The organism is Phocaeicola massiliensis B84634 = Timone 84634 = DSM 17679 = JCM 13223, assembly GCF_000382445.1.
Taxonomy (GTDB): Bacteria; Bacteroidota; Bacteroidia; order Bacteroidales; family Bacteroidaceae; genus Phocaeicola; species Phocaeicola massiliensis.
Genome location: NZ_KB905472.1, coordinates 232,582 through 252,078 on the forward strand (window position 1 = coordinate 232,582; position 19,497 = coordinate 252,078).

At 42.6% G+C, this 19,497-nt stretch carries 18 protein-coding genes and 1 tRNA gene; 8 read left to right on the forward strand and 11 right to left on the reverse strand.

The genetic code is table 11. The features are described from left to right. The first annotated feature begins 28 nt into the window (after positions 1–28). Genes HMPREF1534_RS17860 through HMPREF1534_RS17850 form a run of 3 tightly spaced genes read left to right on the forward strand, consistent with a single transcriptional unit; the run spans position 29 to position 2,097 of the window. On the forward strand, positions 29–595 hold the full coding sequence (locus tag HMPREF1534_RS17860; protein WP_005935844.1) for an RNA polymerase sigma factor: 567 nt from the start codon (positions 29–31) through the stop codon (positions 593–595). After that, positions 592–1,017, forward strand: a complete 426-nt coding sequence (locus HMPREF1534_RS17855; protein WP_005935847.1) for a hypothetical protein — start codon at positions 592–594, stop codon at positions 1,015–1,017. Before HMPREF1534_RS17860 ends, HMPREF1534_RS17855 begins: the two co-directional genes overlap by 4 nt. Positions 1,018–1,029: 12 nt before the next feature. Next, complete coding sequence (locus tag HMPREF1534_RS17850) at positions 1,030–2,097, forward strand: hypothetical protein (protein WP_005935850.1); 1,068 nt, start codon at positions 1,030–1,032, stop codon at positions 2,095–2,097. Between the two features lie 184 nt (positions 2,098–2,281). Here HMPREF1534_RS17850 and HMPREF1534_RS17845 read toward each other — a convergent pair whose 3' ends face one another. From HMPREF1534_RS17845 to HMPREF1534_RS17825, 5 genes are all read right to left on the reverse strand, one after another. Further along, complete coding sequence (locus tag HMPREF1534_RS17845) at positions 2,282–3,601, reverse strand: TolC family protein (protein ID WP_005935853.1); 1,320 nt, start codon at positions 3,599–3,601, stop codon at positions 2,282–2,284. A gap of 2 nt (positions 3,602–3,603) precedes the next feature. Then, a complete protein-coding gene (locus HMPREF1534_RS17840) occupies positions 3,604–4,701 on the reverse strand; it encodes an efflux RND transporter periplasmic adaptor subunit (protein WP_005935856.1) in 1,098 nt (365 codons plus the stop codon). A 62-nt stretch (positions 4,702–4,763) separates the two neighbouring features. After that, on the reverse strand, positions 4,764–6,005 hold the full coding sequence (locus HMPREF1534_RS17835) for an ABC transporter permease (protein ID WP_025066892.1): 1,242 nt from the start codon (positions 6,003–6,005) through the stop codon (positions 4,764–4,766). A gap of 4 nt (positions 6,006–6,009) precedes the next feature. Beyond that, the gene (locus tag HMPREF1534_RS17830; protein WP_005935861.1) at positions 6,010–7,263 is read right to left on the reverse strand and encodes an ABC transporter permease; all 1,254 of its coding nucleotides are present in this window, start codon (positions 7,261–7,263) and stop codon (positions 6,010–6,012) included. Positions 7,264–7,275: 12 nt separating this feature from the next. Continuing rightward, the gene (locus tag HMPREF1534_RS17825; protein WP_005935865.1) at positions 7,276–7,995 is read right to left on the reverse strand and encodes an ABC transporter ATP-binding protein; all 720 of its coding nucleotides are present in this window, start codon (positions 7,993–7,995) and stop codon (positions 7,276–7,278) included. A 151-nt stretch (positions 7,996–8,146) separates the two neighbouring features. Here HMPREF1534_RS17825 and HMPREF1534_RS17820 point away from each other — a divergent pair, with 151 nt between their 5' ends. Beyond that, positions 8,147–9,124: an ROK family protein gene (locus HMPREF1534_RS17820; protein ID WP_005935868.1), complete on the forward strand. Its 978-nt coding sequence runs from the start codon at positions 8,147–8,149 to the stop codon at positions 9,122–9,124. After that, positions 9,124–9,513: an L-rhamnose mutarotase gene (locus tag HMPREF1534_RS17815; protein ID WP_005935872.1), complete on the forward strand. Its 390-nt coding sequence runs from the start codon at positions 9,124–9,126 to the stop codon at positions 9,511–9,513. Before HMPREF1534_RS17820 ends, HMPREF1534_RS17815 begins: the two co-directional genes overlap by 1 nt. Positions 9,514–9,730: 217 nt before the next feature. Here the strand turns inward: HMPREF1534_RS17815 and HMPREF1534_RS20220 are convergent, their stop codons facing one another. Together HMPREF1534_RS20220 and rplS are read right to left on the reverse strand one after the other, a co-directional pair. Then, positions 9,731–9,871, reverse strand: coding sequence for a hypothetical protein (locus HMPREF1534_RS20220; protein WP_154653392.1), 141 nt, complete (start codon positions 9,869–9,871; stop codon positions 9,731–9,733). A gap of 490 nt (positions 9,872–10,361) precedes the next feature. Next, the gene (gene rplS / locus HMPREF1534_RS17810; protein ID WP_005935875.1) at positions 10,362–10,715 is read right to left on the reverse strand and encodes a 50S ribosomal protein L19; all 354 of its coding nucleotides are present in this window, start codon (positions 10,713–10,715) and stop codon (positions 10,362–10,364) included. Between the two features lie 251 nt (positions 10,716–10,966). Here rplS and HMPREF1534_RS17805 point away from each other — a divergent pair, with 251 nt between their 5' ends. Together HMPREF1534_RS17805 and HMPREF1534_RS19575 are read left to right on the forward strand one after the other, a co-directional pair. After that, on the forward strand, positions 10,967–13,936 hold the full coding sequence (locus tag HMPREF1534_RS17805) for a glycoside hydrolase family 3 N-terminal domain-containing protein (RefSeq protein ID WP_005935878.1): 2,970 nt from the start codon (positions 10,967–10,969) through the stop codon (positions 13,934–13,936). A 117-nt stretch (positions 13,937–14,053) separates the two neighbouring features. Beyond that, entirely contained in the window at positions 14,054–14,221 is a 168-nt protein-coding gene (locus HMPREF1534_RS19575) for a DUF362 domain-containing protein (RefSeq protein WP_005935882.1), read from the forward strand. A gap of 79 nt (positions 14,222–14,300) precedes the next feature. Here the strand turns inward: HMPREF1534_RS19575 and HMPREF1534_RS17800 are convergent, their stop codons facing one another. The 4 genes from HMPREF1534_RS17800 to HMPREF1534_RS17785 all read right to left on the reverse strand — a co-directional run bounded on the left by HMPREF1534_RS17800 (position 14,301) and on the right by HMPREF1534_RS17785 (position 19,207). Further along, positions 14,301–15,494: a pyridoxal phosphate-dependent aminotransferase gene (locus HMPREF1534_RS17800; RefSeq protein WP_005935884.1), complete on the reverse strand. Its 1,194-nt coding sequence runs from the start codon at positions 15,492–15,494 to the stop codon at positions 14,301–14,303. 124 nt (positions 15,495–15,618) lie between these two features. Continuing rightward, a complete protein-coding gene (locus HMPREF1534_RS17795; RefSeq protein WP_005935886.1) occupies positions 15,619–16,833 on the reverse strand; it encodes a bifunctional 3,4-dihydroxy-2-butanone-4-phosphate synthase/GTP cyclohydrolase II in 1,215 nt (404 codons plus the stop codon). Between the two features lie 2 nt (positions 16,834–16,835). Further along, on the reverse strand, positions 16,836–18,737 hold the full coding sequence (locus HMPREF1534_RS17790) for an LptF/LptG family permease (RefSeq protein WP_005935889.1): 1,902 nt from the start codon (positions 18,735–18,737) through the stop codon (positions 16,836–16,838). Positions 18,738–18,820: 83 nt separating this feature from the next. Then, positions 18,821–19,207, reverse strand: a complete 387-nt coding sequence (locus tag HMPREF1534_RS17785) for an START-like domain-containing protein (RefSeq protein WP_005935892.1) — start codon at positions 19,205–19,207, stop codon at positions 18,821–18,823. A gap of 206 nt (positions 19,208–19,413) precedes the next feature. Between HMPREF1534_RS17785 and HMPREF1534_RS17780 the strand changes: the two genes are divergently transcribed. Continuing rightward, positions 19,414–19,487: transfer RNA gene (locus HMPREF1534_RS17780), tRNA-Met, on the forward strand. Positions 19,488–19,497: the final 10 nt, after the last annotated feature.

Below are 19,497 nucleotides of genomic sequence, written 5' to 3' on the forward strand. Positions count from 1 at the left end.
CACGTATCATATAATAAACGAACATAGCATGATGAATCAAGAACAGATAGAGGAACTTATTGACCGTAGCAGACAGAACGATACGATTGCTTTCGCTCAGTTGGTTTCTGAATTTCAGACGATGGTGTTCAGACTGGCTTTTCGTTTGCTTTGCAATGAGGACGAAACGAGGGATATGGTGCAGGAAATATTCGTCAAAATCTGGCTTTCGTTGGATAAGTATGACGGAAGATGCCGGTTTACTACCTGGATGTACAAGATAACCTGTAATACATGCTATGACCGTTTGCGTGTGCTGCAACGTTCGCCTTCGGCTTTCTCATCCGATTTTGCTCCGGCGAATGAGAATTGGAAGTCGGAAGAAAACATAGAAGAAGCTTTGGCCAATAAGGAATTGCAGGATTTGATTCTCCGTTTCACAGGAGATCTGCCTCCCAAACAGAAGCTGGTGTTTACATTGCGTGACATTGAAGAACTGGATGTTGCAGAAGTAATAAGCATCACCGGGATGACCGCCGAACAGATAAAGCATAATCTTTATCAGGCACGAAAACAAATAAGAGCTAAAATCCATCAAATAGAGACAGACTTATGAGACAAGAGGAAAACGAACGATATGAACAATGGTTGCAACAGGTGAGAAAGACGCAACCGATACTGACAAGACCGGATGACTTGACTCGGAATATTCTCCAAAAAGTAGCCCGGACTCCCCGGAAAAGAAAGGAGCACAGAAAATTCATGGCTTGGGCTTCGGCCGTGGCTGCCGGTTTCTTGCTTTGCTTTATGGTGCATGAGACTGTCTTCTATTCCGTCTCTTCCAATGCGGGCACACGGGATGCCGTGTTAAATGCTTCTCCTTTGTACCGCCGTTTATCAGAATGGCCGGCAGACCGGAACGCAGACATGAGCCTAAAGGAAAAGAGTGCCTGTCTGTCCGAAATGTGGAAAGCACGGAAGGCTAAGCAACACGGACAAAAGCGATTGATACATCAATTTATGAGTAACAACCATTAAAATGAGTGCGATATGAAAAAGAGAATGAACATAGTAATGGTAGCCTTATTGACGATATTGGCATCATGTTCCACCAATTATCAAATGGTGACGCGCGTTCACAAGGACGGAACGGTGGAAAAGGAAGTATGGGCACTCGCCGATTCTGCTTTCTTGGCCGGAGACAGTAACCATAATCCGTTTTTGTTTCGGTTGGGAAAAGATTGGGAAGTGGAAGAATTGGATTCATGCATCGAGACGGACTTCTTTGGAGAAACCGGAAAACTGAATCTTAAGGCATGCAAAACACGGAACGGCTTGGAAGGCATGGATTTCTTTTCGGCAAAGGAAAAGTGGATGCGTCCATTGGCAGTTCCGGAGGAAAAACTGGAAAAACATTTTCGTTGGTTTTATACTTACTATACTTATACCTGTGATTTTCAGGAGATAAAAGATAAAGGACCTATACCGATGGATAAGTACCTGAGTAAAGCCGAACAGCTCTTTTTGTTGCAGGGAAAAGCGGACGGTTATGCAGGAATGAATGGAGTGGAGCTGATAAACAGCTTGGAAGACACAGAGCAGCGTTTCCTTGAATGGTTCTATCATACTCAGTTTGAAATGAGCTATGGGATAGTAGAACACTTTCTGAAAAAGACCCCGGCTGAATTGACCTATCTGTCGAGACTGGAGAAGGACAAAGAGGAAATCTTCCGCAGCGATGGGAATAGGAAGAAAGAAATGGAATGCTCGCCGGAGTATATATGCAGATTGCTGGACAAAAGGTATCAGACTGCCGTTTTCGGCAACTTATATAAAGACTATGCCCGGCAGATGGAGCAATTGTTTGAAGAAAAATGCATCGCTACACAATTATTTGAATATCAGATAAAGTTTGAACTGTCTATGCCGGGAGAACTGCTCTCTTCCAATACAGTATCGGCCGAAGATGGAATGCTGGTATGGAAAGTGGATGCCTATCGGGTGTTGGCAGATAATTACCGGTTACAGGCCGAGTCACGGGTAATGAATATATGGGCTTTTGTGCTGACCGGGCTTCTGCTTGCAGTTGCACTGATCTTGTTCATACCAACCCGATGAATTTGGATATGAATACATATATACCTGCGGGCTTATGGCGGATGTCCTGTTGAATGATAAGTTAGATATGTCCCTAGAGTACACGATCGGATAAATTGGGAAGGTAAAATTATGAAAACAATCCATATTTTGCTTTTTGTTAGCGTAGGTGGCAGAATATGGATTGTTTGTGGATGAATTTGAATTATTCCAGTGTCAGCGGTATTCCTTTATAGAAGTCCAGGATTTTGCTCCTGAACAGATAGTCATATTTAGCTTGTACCATATCCGATGTGGCTTTCATCCAATTGGTACGCATCTCATTGTATTCCGTGGCAGTTGCTTTTCCATTGGCATATTTTTCACTCATCAGTCGGAAAGAGGCTTCGGCAGATTCGGTTGCCGTGCGGCTACTCTTGAATTTACTTTCGGCGGCTACGGCATTGTAATAGGCCTGCTGGATTTCTTTGAATAATAATTTCTTGCTTTCTTCCAGTTTCCATGACAGGGCAGTGCGTTGGATGCGTGCCATCTTTACTCGGTTGCGGGTCTCAAAGCGGTTGAACAACGGGATGCTGAGCGAGAACTGGAAATATTTATTGAAGTTTTGGTGCCATTGACTGTTGAAAGAAACATTTTCTTCTCCGGCAATCTTATAATAACTGGTACCCAGTCCGGCTCCGAAACTTAATTGCGGATACCAGTTGCTCTGGGCAATGCGTATATTCTTGGATGCACCTTGCAAGCGATATTGTGCAGCTTTTATGCCCGGCTTGGTGAGAACGGCATCGGCGTAGATATCTTCAGGCAGCGAAAGCGAATTGAAATTATCATCTACCTTGGGAGATGCGATGCGGAAACCGTCCGGTGTGGGAAGCTCCAATAGCTGGCTTAAATCCAGAAGGGCTAACCGGTAATTATTGTCAGCTTGTACGGCAGACATCTCGTCTTGTGCCACACGTGAGCGTGCATCATATACTTCTGCTTCGGATGCTTTGCCATTCTCAAAGAAAGCGGTCTTCAGTTTCAATTGCTCACGGCTCAGTTCCACTTGGCTGTGTGCTATCTTTGCCAGTTCTTCATCAAAGAGAACTTGAAGATAAGAGGAAGTAACCTGTATGCTGATATCTTCCTTGGCTTTATTCAAGTCTTCAATGGCAGCTTTCAGGTTCAGCTTACAGAGAGCTATGTTGTTGGGTATCTGCAAACCGGTGAATAACGGTACATTGGTTCCCAATGAGAAATTGGTGTTTTGGGTGTTGCGGTTGCCATAAGTGTTGTCCGCCTGAAGAGCTCGGCCGAAGTTGAATGATTGTCCCACATTTCCGTTGAGGTTGGGCAGACGGCTCCATCGGGCAGTGTTCAGTTCCACAGCATTCTGGTCGCGTGTGGCTTCCTGTTGTTTAATGCTTAAATTGTGTTCGATGGCATAGTCAATGCATTTCCGCAAGTCCCATTCCTCTTGTGCGAAAGAGGGGAGGCAAGATGCGGTAGCCACTATCAGGGTCAGTATTTTAGCTTTCATCCTTATTTGTCTTTTTTAGTTCCACGTACGATATCATTGGCCTGCAAGCCGTTTTTGATTTCTATCTTTATTCCGTCACTCATTCCGGTAGTCACCTGCTTGCGGGTGAATGTCTGTTGCGGAACGCTGTCGGTCAGTACATACACGAATGTAGAGTCTCCGCTGAATTCGACGGTACTTTCGGGCACAGCCAGAACTTTGTCGGCGTGCTGCAATACGATTTCGGCATTGGCGCTATAGCCCGAACGAACGGTAACGCTGTCGGGGACGGTGATGGCTGCTTTTATTTCAAACTGGTTGGCGCCATTTTCCTCTACACCTTTCGGGGAAATATACTCCAGTTGTGCATCAAAAATCATATTCTGCAAGGCGCCTAGCGTAATTTTGACTGGAATTCCTTCGCGTAGACGGCCTACTTCTGTTTCGTCTATGTTTCCGCGGAAGATTAAGTCGTTCATGTTGGCAACGGTAGCAATCGTTGTACCGTCATTGAAGGTATTACTCATGATAACTGAGTTTCCTGCTTTTACGGGCACATCCAGAATCAATCCGTCGATGGTGGAACGGATGAGTGTGCTGCTGAATGAAGCACTGTTCTTAGTGATGCCTTCTTTAATGATTTCAAGATTATCTTTGGCCGTTTGAAGTTCTTCGCGCACTTGTTTGACAGCCACTTCGCTCTTTTCAAATTCTTCGCTGCTTATCAGTTTGTCGGTATATAGCTTCTGCATGCGGGCAAAATCTATTTCTCCCTGTTTGGCATTGATTTCTGCCAGACGCACCCGGCTTTCGGCAGAGTTCAGTTGTCCCAGTTCGGGAATAACCTTTACTTTGGCTATTACTTCACCCTTCTTTACTGTTTGTCCGGCTTCTTTATATACCTCGTCGATGATGCCCGAAATCTGCGGTTTAATCAAGATTTCATCTCTCGGTTCTATCTTACCGGTGGCAACGGTGGTTCTCTTTAAGTCGGCTATTTCGGCTTTTTCTGTGTTGTACACAGTTTCTTTGGGTTGTGACTTCTGATAGAGGAAGACAAAAGTTCCCAAGAAAATGAGGGCTACGATGACTAGTAACGCAATCTTTACATACTTTTTCATATCTGTTTGTTTTATTGTTTTTACTTCATTGGATTTATTTATGTGTCGGGTTGTCGGGCAGATTATTCGTCCCGGATAGCTTCTATCGGTTTGATGGCCATGGCGCGGTAGGCAGGTGCCAGTCCTGCCAGTGTGCCGAGGATCATCAACAGGATGCAGGCTCCGATGGCCATCCAGAAACTAATCTGGAAATGCGCCGGCGTGTCCGAATGGGCAGTTCCTATCTCCATCATTTGCAAGATAAACACGGCAAAACAGATGCCCGACATGCCGGCAATGATGGTCAATACCATACTTTCGGAAAGAATTTGGTTCATAATGTCTCTGGGCTTGGCACCGATGGCACGGCGAATGCCTATCTCGGTCGTACGTTCTTTGACTGTCACCATCATAATATTACTTACACCGATGGCGCCTGCCAATAATGTTCCCAATCCGACCATCCAGCTCAAAATCTTTATGCCTTTAAACAGGTTGTCTATCATGCTGAACATTGCTTCTGCATTTACAGTCACCAAGGCTTGTTTGTCATCGGGATGGATAAGGTGTGCTTGTTTTATCACTTTATCTACCTTCTTCTCTATCTCGGAAATGGAATATCCCGGTTTGGCCGTGTAGCATAGTAATTGGATTTTCTGTCCGAAGTTATAGTTCTGCTGTATGGTGGTGAAAGGAATGGTGATGCTGGTAAGTGCATTTCCCTGCAGACTCATATTGCCGGCAGTGGTGCTGATTCCGATTATTTGATAGTAAATTCCGTTAATGCTCAGGAACTTGCCACATGGATTGTCACCTTTCGGGAATAAAGTTTCGTGGATACGCTTGCCGATGACACAAACTTTTCTACGCTCTTTTACATCTACCATATTGATAAAACGTCCTTGTACGATGACCGGTTCCTCTATATTCGTATATTCGGGATATACACCTTTGAGGGTACAATTAATCTTATTTTCTTTATAAAGTGCTGTCATGCCCCATTTGGCTATGGTGGGGGTTACTACGTCAATTTCAGGGATTGCCCGGCGAACGCGCTCTACATCTTTATTTTCTAAATCCCACCAGCGTCCTTTTCGGAAGCCTTTATAAGCCTTGCTGGTTTGGTTGGTTCCCATAAAACCGGAATTGGTAGCGAATCCGTCGAACTGGGATGCCAGCATGTCCTGCATTCCCTGACTGCCGCCCATCAGGGCAACTAACATAAAAATGCCCCAAAAAACACCGAAGGCGGTCAACAGGCTTCTTGTTTTGTTTCTCGTGATGGTGATGAGTATTTCCTCCCATCTGTCTATGTCTATTCTTATCATATTAATCTGCTCTAAGTGCTTCAATAGGACGAATCATAACGGCTTTACGTGCCGGGAAGAATCCCGCCAATGTGCCGGCTATTATCAGGGTAAGGGTGGCCTGAATAGCAATATTCAACCCCACGGTGGGATTCAGGAATACGGTAGCCGAAGCTACACCGATGTCCATCACTTGCTCTCCTGCTACCGCATTCATGTATTCGGTAACGGCAATACCTGCCACCATGCCTATATATCCAAAGAAAGTGGTGATAGCTACGCTTTCTGCAATAATCAGCCAGAGGATAGAGACTGGTTTGGCTCCCAATGCCTTGCGTATGCCGAACTCGCGGGTACGTTCTTTGACTGTAATCAGCATGATGTTGCTTACACCCACAATTCCGCTCAACAGGGTGAAGATGCCGATTACCCAAATAGCAGTGTGCAAAATGTTGTTGCCCTTCTGTTGCTGTAAATATTGAGTGAACCGGTTGGAAATCCATATTGCTCCGCGGTCTGTCGGGTCAAAGCGCTGATGGTTGCCGATGGCTTGCCGGTATTGCTTCTCGAAATCTTCGTTGGCTTTTTCGGTGGGTAAGTTTTGTGTCAGGAATACTAAAGTTTCCAATTTATCGCCTTTATTGTATATCAGTTGCAGAGTTGTGAATGGAATGTAGGCTGAGGGAGAGTAGTTGCCCATATCTGTATAGACTCCTATTACTTGGTAGGCCAGACCACTGGCGTTTACATACTTTCCGATGACATTTGCATCTTTCTTACCGAAAAGCATTTCTACCGTCTTCTCATGCAAAAGGATTACTTTCCGTTTTTCTTTGATATCGGGGGCGTTGATGAAACGTCCTGTCTTTATAGAGATGGCATCGATATGCAGATATTCGGGCGTTACGCCTTCCAGCAAAAGAGAGACGTGATCTTCTCCGTAACTTAAGTTTACGCTGCTTTGCTCTATGGTGGCACCTACGGCAGTAACATTGTCTTTAAAGTTGCCTGTAATCTCCATATCCTTTTCTGTCAGCTTGATACTTCTGCCTTCCTTTAACCCGTCAAAAGGTTTGTTAGTCCATCCCGGGTAGACTTTCATGGAGTTCAGCGCCCGTCCGCCGGCGTTGCTCTCAAAGGCATTGATTAGTCCATTGCCGGCTCCCAGCAGCACAATGAGCATGAAGATGCCCCACGCTACGGCAAAACCGGTGAGGAACGTGCGCAGTTTGTTGCGCTTTATGGTTCCGTATATTTCTTGAATAAGGTCTATCATATGTGTGTGCTGTTATTTCATGAAACCGTTCTTCCCAAAAGGAGAAGAATCATGGTTGAGATTTTCTTCGATGCGTTCGATAAGACCGTCTTTGATATGGATAATCTTGTCGGTTTGGTTGGCAACGCCACTCTCGTGGGTGACAACCACGATGGTTAAGCCCTCTTTTTCATGTAAATCCTTTAATATCTGCATCACCTCTACCGATGTCTTACTGTCGAGTGCTCCTGTGGGTTCGTCTGCCAAAATGATTTGCGGTTTTGAAATCAATGCGCGGGCGATGGCTACACGTTGTTTCTGTCCTCCCGAAAGTTCGTTAGGCATGTGATGTGCCCATTCTTTCAGTCCGAGTTTTTCCAAATATTCCATGGCAAGCTGGTTTCTTTTTTTTCGACTCATGCCTTGATAGAATAATGGGAGAGCTACATTTTCCATTGCATTCTTAAAAGAAATAAGGTTGAAAGACTGGAATATGAAACCAATCATGCGATTCCGGTATTCCGCGCTTTTTGTTTCACTAAGGTTCTTAATCAATACATCATTCAGGTAGTAATTGCCCGAATCATAGTTGTCTAAAATCCCCAATATATTTAATAAGGTAGATTTACCGGAACCGGAGGCGCCCATAATAGACACAAACTCACCTCTTTTTATATCGAGGTTGATGCCTTTCAAAACGTGCAAAGGCGCTCCGTTGTGATAGGTTTTGTTGATATTCTCTAAATGTATCATAACCGATGAAATTTATTCGTGTTTGAATAGTTAGACGTACCTGCTCTGTGAAAAGTTGCATGGATACATGAAATAATTGAAAAAAAAATTGCTCCCTTTTTTCGCATTCAGTACATTTGTTCCCAATAACTAACCCTAAATTATACATATCATGGTAACAGGCATGGAAAAACCCTACGTTGTAGGTATGGACATCGGCGGGACTAATACAGTTTTTGGTGTTGTAGATTCACGTGGTAACGTATTGGCTACCGATTCAGTTAAAACACAGTCATACTCCAAGATAGAAGATTATGTAGAAGCTGTATGTACAAAGTTACGCCCCTTAATCGAATCTTTTGGCGGAGTAGAGAAAATCAAAGGTATGGGTGTAGGTGCTCCTAACGGAAATTACTACAATGGTACCATTGAATTTGCTCCCAATTTGCCTTGGAGAGGTGTTATACCTTTGGCTGCTTTGTTTGAAGAAAAAATAGGTGTTCCCACAGCCCTGACCAATGATGCTAATGCCGCTGCTATCGGTGAAATGACATACGGTGCTGCCCGTGGTATGAAAGATTTCATCATGATTACTTTGGGTACCGGTGTAGGTAGTGGTATTGTAGTAAATGGTCAGTTGGTGTATGGACATGATGGTTTTGCAGGCGAGCTCGGACATGTTATCGTGCGTCGTGAAAACGGACGCCAATGCGGTTGCGGTCGTAAAGGTTGCTTGGAAACTTATTGCTCAGCTACCGGTGTGGCACGCACAGCTCGTGAATTCTTGGTTGCACGTCCCGAACCTTCTTTGTTAAGAGATATTCCGGCTGAAGAAATTGTGTCGAAAGACGTATTTGACGCTGCCGTAAGAGGTGATAAACTGGCACAGGATATCTTTGAATATACCGGACGCATTTTGGGTGAGGCTTTGGCTGATTTCATTGCATTCTCCAGCCCCGAAGCAATTATTCTGTTTGGTGGTTTGGCAAAGTCGGGTGATTATATCATGAAACCTATTCAAAAGGCTATTGATGATAATATCCTGAAAATTTATGCCGGAAAGACTAAGCTGTTGATTTCAGAATTGAAAGATGCTGATGCTGCTGTTTTGGGAGCAAGTGCATTAGGTTGGGAAGTAAGAGATATCTGATGGAAAACAAAACACAAGGATATAAAATTCGGGAATATCACGGTCCGGTGAAGCGTTATTGCCAGATGTTGAATTTAAAAGATGACCCGGCATTGATTGCAGAATATCGGAAACGTCACTCTGAAGAAGAGGTGTGGCCGGAGACTTTGGCAGCAATCCGTGAGGTGGGTATTTTGGAAATGGAGATTTATATCCATGGCACTAGTTTGTTTATGATAGTGGAGACTCCGCTTGATTTCGATTGGGATACAGCTATGGCTAAAATGGCCACATTGCCCCGTCAGGAAGAATGGGAAAACTATATGTCTGTTTTTCAACAGGCAGAACCCGGAGCTTCTTCAGCTGAAAAATGGCAGTTGATGGATCGGATGTTCCATCTTTATAAATAATATATATTTAACGTATACTTTATGGAGAGGAGGCTGTTCTGAATATGAATTCAGGATGGTCTCTTTTGTTTGTGCCTTATTTATGCTTTCTCCGGTCTGACTGAGTTTCTTATTGGATCAATGGGATAGATATAAAAAAAGAATGTTTCCCCTGAAATGAGGAAACATTCTTTTCATTATTATAAATTATAAACTTGTGTTCTCAGTGGTAAAGCCATTAGGCATTAGCCTGTTGGCTCATTAATTTGTGAAGTTTGTACTGCAAAGATTGGCATGCAGCTCCCTTTCTCATTGCTTTGTATCTTTTCAACTGATACTGCAACATCTCGATTGTGTCATTTGTTCTTTTCATTTCCATAATTACATCTTTTGTGTTCTCCCGTTTGGAGAACTGGTTAATCCTTAAAACCTTTTTCTTTTCTTTTATTACTCTGCAAAGATAACACCAAATGAGCAAAATATGTTTTGCAACATGCTTTTTATATTGTTGTTTTAACTTTTAATATTGAAAATGGCTTCTGTTTAATATAAATTTAGAAATAAAACTGTAATATTGGCACCTGTTGCCTGACATGAAAATACTTCTTAATAAAAGTGGTGAAATACATTAAAACATGTTAGAAAGCATACTTTTTTTCTTGTTTTATTTGCTTATTTCATAAAAGTCCGTACCTTTGCACTGTGTTTTTCATAGTATTAGATTTAAGGTTAACAAAGGTTGGAGCAAGGCGTTGCTCCTTTTTTTATGCCTTGATGTTTCATGCACTGCTAAAGAGATTTAGTTATATGAAATAAAAAAGGAACGCTCCTGTTGGAAACGTTCCTTTTTTATGTAGGGATAATAAGTCTTACGCGTTAACTCTTTTTTCTTGAATTCTAGCCTTCTTACCGGTAAGAGCACGTAAATAATACAATTTAGCGCGACGAACTTTACCAACTTTGTTAACAGTAATACTGTCGATAGCCGGAGATTCGATAGGGAAGATACGTTCAACACCTACAGTTCCAGACATTTTACGAACGGTGAAACGTTTTTTGTCACCATGTCCGGCGATTTTGATAACAACACCACGGTACAACTGTACACGTTCCTTGCTACCTTCAACGATACGGTATGCTACTGTAATAGTATCACCAGCTTTGAATGAAGGATGCTGTTTGCCAGTAGCAAATGCTTCTTCAGCAATTTTAATTAAATCCATTTCTTTTGATTTTAAATTGTTTATCGTTACAACGCAACATATCAAGTAACTCTTCTTTGACAGCGATTGCGCGAAAGCGGTGCAAAATTAGTGGTTTTTCGCCATACAACCAAATATAATTTCATATATTTTTATCTGATATAGTTGGCAGCTTTTTCTTTTTTGAGTACATTTGGGCAATAAACGCTTTAAAAGCGTAGAGTAAAGAAGAATGTGAAATAATAAAAAAAGAGTGACTTAACTGTAATCGAATGAAGAAAATCATTTTACTATATGTATTATGTATATTCGGGCTTTCTTTGTATGCCCAGCAAGTGCCTAATGTTTTGAGAAGAGGTGGGGCTGACAGTGCGGAATGTCGTGAATGGGTGGAGAAGCAATTGTCGGAAATGAGTTTGAAAGAGAAAATAGGACAGTTATTTATACATACAGTCGCTCCTCTCAATACGCAGTCTAACCGGGCGAACATATATAATGCTGTTAAGGAATATAAGGTGGGCGGTTTGCTGTTCTCCGGCGGACAGGTGGGGAATCAGGCAATACTGACCAACTACGCACAAGAATTATCGAAAGTACCTTTGTTTATTGCTTTTGACGGCGAATGGGGATTGGCGATGAGGCTGAAGAATACTCCCCGTTTTCCCCGCAACAGGGTATTGGGCTGTATTCAGGATAATCAATTGCTTTATGAATATGGTAAGGAAGTTGCCCGTCAGTGCAAAGAAATAGGTGTACAGATTAATTTTGCTCCTGTTGCCGATGTGGATATTAATCCGCGCAACCCTGTCATCAATACTCGCTCTTTTGGCGGTGATCCTAAAAACGTTGCTCAAAAAGTGGTTGCATATTCTCGTGGATTGGAGGATGGAGGAGTACTTTCTGTAGCCAAGCATTTTCCGGGACATGGAGATACGGAAGTGGATTCTCATAAGGCGTTGCCTGTGCTGAATTTTGACCGTGCCCGTTTGGATAGTATTGAACTTTACCCGTTTAAGGAGGTAATCCATGCCGGATTGGGAGGGATTATGGCCGGTCATCTGGAAGTTCCTGAATTGGGAAAGAATCCGGCTTCATTGTCTGCTCATGTTATTGACAATCTGCTTTGTCGGGAGTTGGGTTTCCGAGGATTGGTGTTTACAGATGCACTCGAAATGAAAGGGGTTTCTCAAAATGAGAACCTGTGTGCTAAAGCGTTGAAGGCGGGTAATGATTTGTTGTTGGCTCCTCGCAATCTGAAAAGAGAACTGAACGGAGTATTGGAAGCCGTAAAAAGTGGCTGGCTTTCTGAAAAGGAGATAACAGAGAAATGTCGCAAGGTATTAACTTATAAATATGCTTTAGGGCTAAAGACGAAGCCTCATGTTCAGATATCGGGACTTGATAAACGATTGAATCGTACGGAAGTGGCAGAATTAATTAGCCGTTTGCAGAAAGCAGCTATTACCGTTGTCAATAATACCGGCGGGGTTTTGCCTCTGGATGCCAAGTTGCGCGGCACTACAGTATTGAATATCGGAAAGCCTTCCTCCGGACTTGAGTTCTACAGTCGCTTGAAACAGTATTTACCTCTGAGGCGTATTATGGCAACATCCGATTCGATGTCAGCCATTAGGAAAGAGTTGGTAAACAGCCAGCGTGTCATTGTAGTCATTAACTCTAATGATTATAATAAGTATAAGCCGATGTTGGAAAAACTGCCCGACAGCCTGCCTGTTGTTTATGTATATCTGATGCCTTTGAAGACTATGTCGGATATGGAGGTATGTTGGAAAAAAGCAGCAGCAGTTGTGTTGGGACATACGGATGAGCTTGAAATTCAGCGTCAGGTGGCAGATGTAATGGCGGGAAGAGCCGTGGCGGACGGACGTCTGTCTGTGGCAGTTTCCGATTTATTCAAACCGGGTGACGGAGTAACCATGAGTCCTAAGGTCTCTCGCATTTACAAACCTGAAGATTATGGCATGAGCTCTGCTGTATTGAAGGGAATAGACGAGATAGCCCTTGAGGGAATCAAAGCGAAGGCTTATCCCGGTTGTCAGATTTTGATTTTGAAAGATGGGGTGCCGGTATATGATAAATGTTTCGGAACCTTTACTTATGAAAAGTCTAAGGAGGTTGAGGCTGATAATTTATATGATTTGGCTTCGCTGACCAAAACTACCGCCACTCTGTTAGCTGTCATGAAACTGTATGATAACGGGAAGTTCGGATTGACTGATCGTGTCTCAGATTATATTCCTGTGCTGAAGGGGACAGGTAAGGAGCGTATCACTATTGAAGAATTATTGATGCATCAGTCCGGGCTACCTGCATTTTGGCCGTTCTATAAGAAAGCGATAGATGAAGAAAGCTATACGGGAGCTTTTTATAGGACGAGACCGGATGCCGGCCATCATAGACAGATAGATACACGCCTGTTTGTCATTGATCATTTCGGATATAAGAAAGAACTGGTGTCGAAAGTTTTTTCATCGGATTATCCTTTATTGGTGTCAGATAGTATGTATCTGCATCGTTCTTTTCGTGATTCGGTGTTGCAACAAATAGCCGGAGTGCCTTTGAAAGACAGGAGGTATCGTTATAGTGATTTGAATTTCATATTGCTGAGAGAGATAGTGGAGAATATAACAAAGATACCGATGAATATTTTTCTTCAAAAAGAATTTTATAAACCGATGAAGATGGAGCATACTTTATTTCTGCCTTTGCGCCGTTTTGCTAAAGATGAAATAGTGCCTACTGTGAAAGCTGATTATCTGCGTAAAGGAGGTATGTTGCAGGGGTATGTGCATGATGAGTCGGCAGCATTCTTGGGCGGGGTATCGGGTAATGCCGGATTGTTTTCTACGGCCGGTGATGTGGCTAAGGTGTATCAGATGCTGATAGACGGTGGAGTATATGAAGGAGTACGCTATCTGAGCAAGGAAACTTGTGACTTGTTCCTTACTCACACTTCTAAGATAAGTCGTAGAGGACTCGGATTTGACAAACCTGACAAGAAAAATGAGGCAAAGAGTCCTTGTGCTGCCGAGGCTCCGGCAGAGGTAGTGGGACACACCGGTTTTACGGGTACATGTGCATGGGCTGATCCGAAGAATAAATTAGTCTTTGTTTTTCTGAGTAATCGTATTTATCCCCGTCCCTTTGACCATAAACAGTTGATGAGGTTAAATATTCGTCCACGTATCCAACAAGTTATGTATCAGGCAATGACAAAGTAAACGTATTTAGATTAAATACAAATTAGTGTAATATTGTAATGTCTATATGACAACTAATGGATAAAAGCTGTATATTTGTTCCATCAATTAGTACTAATAATTTAATATTTAAAGAAAATGGCTTACGTAATTAGTGACGATTGTATCGCTTGCGGTACTTGTATCGATGAATGCCCGGTAGGAGCAATTTCTGAAGGTGATAAGTATTCTATCAATCCTGACATGTGTACAGAATGCGGAACTTGCGCTGATGTATGCCCTTCAGAAGCTATTAGCCAGGGATAATACAATCCGTCAAGGTTTAAAAAGAAAAATGGCTGTTCTCAATGAGAGCAGCCATTTTATTTGATGGGGATATGAACGGTTATTTCAGTTCAGCCAATGCTTCTTTAATGCGGCGCATTGCTTCAACGATATTTTCATCGGAAGTGGCATAGCTCATACGAATACATTCGGGAGCACCGAATGAAGCACCGCCTACACAAGCCACATGACCCACTTCGAGCAGATACATGGCTAAATCATCCGAATTGTTGATTTGTCGGTCACCCGCTGCTTTTCCAAAGAATGAATCACATTTTGGGAACAGGTAGAAAGCACCTTGTGGGTTGTTTACTTCAAATCCCGGTATTTCTTTAGCCAACTTTACAATCAGGTCACGACGGCGTTCGAATGCTTTACGCATTTCTTCCACCGGAGCTTGAGTTCCTGTGTATGCAGCTTCAGCGGCTTTCTGAGAAACAGAGCAAGGACCTGATGTGTACTGTCCTTGCAGTTTATTCACTGCTTTGACCAGCCATTCGGGACCGGCAATGAAACCGATTCTCCATCCGGTCATTGCATACGCCTTCGACACACCGTTCACGATAATCACACGGTCATGGATTTCAGGGAATTGGGCAATGCTTTCGTGCTTGCCGATGTAATTGATGTGCTCGTAGATTTCATCTGCTATTACATATACCTGAGGATGCTTTGCCAATACTGTTGCCAGGCCGGCCAACTCTTCTTTGCTGTAAACAGAGCCTGTCGGATTAGACGGTGAACAAAGAATAATAGCTTTGGTCTTGGGGGTAATAGCTGTTTCGAGTTGAGCCGGAGTGATTTTAAAGTCTTGTTCGATGCCGGCTGCTACAATCACAGGAGTACCGTCTGCCAGTTTTACCATTTCAGGATAACTTACCCAATAAGGAGCCGGAACGATAACTTCGTCACCGCTGTTGACTAAAGCCATGATGGTGTTGCAAACCGATTGCTTGGCTCCGTTGGCACAAGAAATTTGCGTTGCAGTATAGTCCAGTCCGTTTTCATTTTTCAGCTTGGCCACAATAGCATTGCGAAGTGCAGGATATCCCGGCACGGGAGAGTATCTTGAGAAGTTATCATCTACTGCTTTCTTCGCTGCTTCTTTGATATGGTCGGGGGTATTGAAATCCGGTTCACCCACGCTCAGGTTAATTACATCAACTCCTTGAGCTTTTAACTCACTACTTTTTTGTGACATTGCCAGCGTTGCTGATGGAGACAAACGATTCAGGCGGTCTGATAATTGGTTCATTGCTATTGTTTTTTATGTGTTTAAGTTTACTTGCTGCAAAATAAGTTATTATATCTCAATTATGAAAGTGAATCGGGCAAAATCATATTAAAAAAGATATGATTTTGCCCGATATGTAGAAATATTATTTGCTAAAGTGTAAAGTGTGCCCCATTCTGTCTTTTTTTGTTTTCAGATATCGTTCATTGTATTTATTGGGCGTTGTTTCGATGGGGATGTTTTCTACTACAGATAAGCCGTAGGATTCCAAACCGACTCGTTTTACGGGATTATTAGTGAGAAGACGCATTTTGGTGATGCCGATACTGCGTAGTATTTCGGCTCCTACACCATAGTCGCGTTCGTCGGCCTGATGACCGAGACAGATATTGGCATCCACGGTGTCCATACCGTCTTCTTGCAGTTTATAAGCTTTCATCTTTTCCATCAGACCGATTCCTCTTCCTTCCTGATTCAGATACACTACTGCTCCTTTGCCTTCTTTTTCTATCATTTGGAGAGCCTTGTGCAGCTGCTCGCCGCAATCGCAACGCATGGAACCGAAAATATCACCGGTGGCGCATGAAGAGTGTACACGTACCAATACCGGTTCTCCTTCTTTTATTTCGCCTTTAATGATGGCAATATGTTCCAAGCCGTTGCTTTTCTGACGGAAAGGAATCAGACGGAAGTGACCGTATTCGGTAGGCATGTCTACTTCTACACCTTTTTCTACCAGGGATTCACTTTTCAGGCGATAAGCAATGAGGTCACGGATGGCAATGATTTTCAGGTCAAACTTTCGGGCCTTTTCAATCAGCTGAGGCATACGAGCCATCGAGCCGTCTTCGTTCATTATCTCGATAAGGGCTGCAGCAGGCTGAAGTCCTGCCAGACGTGCCATGTCGACAGCCGCTTCAGTATGTCCCGCACGTCTCAATACACCTTTATTTTGTGCATACAAAGGATTGATATGTCCCGGACGTCCGAAAGTAGCGGAAGTTGAATTTGGGTCAGCCAATGCCTGAATCGTAGCGGCACGGTCATGAGCCGAGACGCCGGTTGTGCAGCCTTCCAATTTGTCGATGGTGACTGTGAAAGGAGTTCCTAATATAGAGGTATTGTTACTAACTTGTTTTTCAAGTTCCAACTCGGCGCAACGCTCCAATGTAATAGGGGCGCATAGCACACCGCGACCTTCTTTTAGCATGAAGTTCACTTTTTCGGGAGTTATCTTTTCGGCAGCGATAATGAAGTCACCTTCGTTTTCACGGTCTTCATCGTCTACTACAATGATAAATTTACCTTCACGGAAGTCTGCTATTGCTTCTTCAATGGTATTCAGTTTGAAATCTTCCATAGTCAAATTATAAATGATTCATTTTTTATTCTATCTTGAATTTCGCGGCTGGTCTTTATGATATTCTTCAAATCTTTGTCCAGTCTCAGGCGGAAGCGCCAGATACGGAAATAAAAGAATACACCTATTGGGAATATGAGACCTGCCGGCAAGTTCAGCCATCGGTTGTCGAACGGACTCTTGTGAGCCTTAGTAGACAGGATGGGGTATTTATTCATAAAGTTCAGCAATGTGCCGTCTTTACTATTCGAAAGTTCTTCTATGAGATGCTCCATTTTCTCGCTGATTCTGGCAATTTTATCGTCATGTCCGCTATTGGTGAATATACGATAATAATTGGGAGCACCTGACAATTTATGTTCGGTGTCATATATCTGACATTCATTACACAAGTCATCGAGCCGGGCCAGGATATTCGGATAATCCGGGTCTTCTATGATAACTTCTTTTTTAAATACATGGCGTGACGGACGTAACCCCAACAGCATGCGGAAGAAGTTGATATATACTTCGGCATTGAACACCACAGAATCATTATTGGACTTGTAGGTGAAGAAAGCACCTAATGGTGCCAAAACCAGCGTACTCATCCATACTCCCAATACCATATCCATTTCACCACTTTTTGCCACACGCGTAGCACCGGAGTCAATGATATAATAGATTACGAAAATCAATACGGAAATAACCACCGGCATACCCAATCCGCCTTTTCGGATAATAGCTCCCAATGGTGCGCCGATGAAAAAGAAAATCATACAACTAAGTGAAAGAGTGATTTTCTTGTGCCAGTCTGCTTTGTGCTTGCGGATATTGTTGTCTACATCCGTGGTAGGGTAACTTTTCATGTTCCATTCCGAAGCAAGAGATTCAGCTCTCTCGGCAGCATTGCCCAGCGTTTTATCCTTTTCGGATAAAGTATACGAGCTGAATAAACTGTCTGCGTTAATAATGGTCATGTGGCTTTCTATCATTTTGACAGAGTCTTTCTTGGTCAAATCAATGTCTCGGTAAGCAGACGATTTAATTTCCGAATAGAGGCTTCGTCCGATACTGTCTCCCCGAAAAGTCAAAGAGTCAATAGAATGACTGATTTCTACCATGTTTTTGCTGTCCGAACGGTCGCTAAGGAAACTTCCGTCAACCATGTTGAAACCTCCGTCGAATTCAATAATAGTATGTTTTTCTCTGAAAGTTTCGCGTCGGTAGGGAACATTATTCGAAGAAATGCTTTGCGATTTCAAATTCTCAAACTGTTCACCATTATATAAATGAAGATAAAGATGCTGTTTGTCGGCAGTCATTTCCATCTTGCCTTCTGAAGCCCAAATGATATGTGCATTCTCAAATCCATCGGAGAAGTTGTAGATGAGTATATCTTTCAACATTCCTGTTTTGCGGTCTTTCTGCTTTACATATATATTATATCCTTCGATTTCATCATAAAAGACTCCTTCCGGGATGTCAAGTTCTGGTGAAGTCTGCTTCATGGATACCAATAATGTCCACAATTTCATCTGGGCTTTTGGCGCAACTACATTCTGAAAGTAGAAAGAGATACAACTGAGAAACAGACAGAAAAATACGAGGGGACGGATAATTCGCAGCAGAGGGATACCTGCTGCTTTCATAGATAGCAATTCATAGCGTTCTCCGAAATTGCCGAATGTCATCAGTGCAGCCAACAGGATGGCTAAGGGTAATGACAAGGGTATCAATGTAAGGGCCGAGTAAAAAAAGAACTGAGCCAATACACTCATCTCCAGACCTTTTCCCACCAATTCATCTACATATCGCCATAAGAACTGCATCATGAAGATGAAGAGACAAATGAAAAAAGTTCCAATAAAGAGCATCAAAAAGCTCTTAAGGATAAATATATCTAATTTTTTTATGCGTAGCATTATTCCATTTTGTGCAACTATCAAGGTACAAAATTAGCATAAAAAATGGAGAGCAGAGTTATGTTTTGAATATTTTTAAAGAATTACAGTCCACTTACTCGTTTCAACTTTTCTATTTCAGAGTCCCACAGCTCTTTAACGTCCTCTTTTTCATCGGGTTCTGCCCAATCTGTAACTTCCAGCATATAGTCTCCGGTCAGTTCGTTATATACCATTTTCAGTTCGAAGTAAGCTTTCGGCTCTTCATCATCCAGCCAATGAAACCGTATGAAACTGTTCGTTCTGAAGTTTATTACTTCTGCTTCGCGACTTTCCGTTTTACCCCATTTGAAGGTGAATACTTTATCTTTGAATGTTATTTTATCTGCAAACCAAGTCTCTAAGCCTGATGGGGTGCTTATTATGGACCAGACGACATTACCGGAGCCGGCTTTCAACATGTATTCTAAACGAATTTTTTCTTTTCCCATAGGTGTTAGCTTATTTAAAGTTTCTGCAGGCAAAATAAACCAAATTTTCTATATTCACATAATAAATACATTGTTTTTTTGCTTTTTAATTGTCTGAAATGTAGTATTTATTGAGATAAAAAACATTATTATGAAGAAAAAGTTTAGAATAGGCTTGTGAAATTCAAAATTAAGCTCTATCTTTGCACCCGCAAATCAGAAATGATGGCGGGATAGCTCAGCTGGTTAGAGCGCATGATTCATAATCATGAGGTCCCCGGTTCAATCCCGGGTCCCGCTACAAAGAAAGA

Excerpts from the sequence above, each read along its gene's own strand:
- HMPREF1534_RS17860 (WP_005935844.1), top strand. The coding sequence starts at position 29 with ATGATGAATCAAGAACAGATAGAGGAACTTATTGACCGTAGCAGACAG.
- HMPREF1534_RS17855 (WP_005935847.1), top strand. The coding sequence starts at position 592 with ATGAGACAAGAGGAAAACGAACGATATGAACAATGGTTGCAACAGGTG.
- HMPREF1534_RS17850 (WP_005935850.1), top strand. The coding sequence starts at position 1,030 with ATGAAAAAGAGAATGAACATAGTAATGGTAGCCTTATTGACGATATTG.
- HMPREF1534_RS17845 (WP_005935853.1), bottom strand. The coding sequence starts at position 3,601 with ATGAAAGCTAAAATACTGACCCTGATAGTGGCTACCGCATCTTGCCTC.
- HMPREF1534_RS17840 (WP_005935856.1), bottom strand. The coding sequence starts at position 4,701 with ATGAAAAAGTATGTAAAGATTGCGTTACTAGTCATCGTAGCCCTCATT.
- HMPREF1534_RS17830 (WP_005935861.1), bottom strand. The coding sequence starts at position 7,263 with ATGATAGACCTTATTCAAGAAATATACGGAACCATAAAGCGCAACAAA.
- HMPREF1534_RS17825 (WP_005935865.1), bottom strand. The coding sequence starts at position 7,995 with ATGATACATTTAGAGAATATCAACAAAACCTATCACAACGGAGCGCCT.
- HMPREF1534_RS17820 (WP_005935868.1), top strand. The coding sequence starts at position 8,147 with ATGGTAACAGGCATGGAAAAACCCTACGTTGTAGGTATGGACATCGGC.
- HMPREF1534_RS17815 (WP_005935872.1), top strand. The coding sequence starts at position 9,124 with ATGGAAAACAAAACACAAGGATATAAAATTCGGGAATATCACGGTCCG.
- HMPREF1534_RS20220 (WP_154653392.1), bottom strand. The coding sequence starts at position 9,871 with ATGGAAATGAAAAGAACAAATGACACAATCGAGATGTTGCAGTATCAG.
- rplS (WP_005935875.1), bottom strand. The coding sequence starts at position 10,715 with ATGGATTTAATTAAAATTGCTGAAGAAGCATTTGCTACTGGCAAACAG.
- HMPREF1534_RS17805 (WP_005935878.1), top strand. The coding sequence starts at position 10,967 with ATGAAGAAAATCATTTTACTATATGTATTATGTATATTCGGGCTTTCT.
- HMPREF1534_RS19575 (WP_005935882.1), top strand. The coding sequence starts at position 14,054 with ATGGCTTACGTAATTAGTGACGATTGTATCGCTTGCGGTACTTGTATC.
- HMPREF1534_RS17800 (WP_005935884.1), bottom strand. The coding sequence starts at position 15,494 with ATGAACCAATTATCAGACCGCCTGAATCGTTTGTCTCCATCAGCAACG.
- HMPREF1534_RS17795 (WP_005935886.1), bottom strand. The coding sequence starts at position 16,833 with ATGGAAGATTTCAAACTGAATACCATTGAAGAAGCAATAGCAGACTTC.
- HMPREF1534_RS17790 (WP_005935889.1), bottom strand. The coding sequence starts at position 18,737 with ATGCTACGCATAAAAAAATTAGATATATTTATCCTTAAGAGCTTTTTG.
- HMPREF1534_RS17785 (WP_005935892.1), bottom strand. The coding sequence starts at position 19,207 with ATGGGAAAAGAAAAAATTCGTTTAGAATACATGTTGAAAGCCGGCTCC.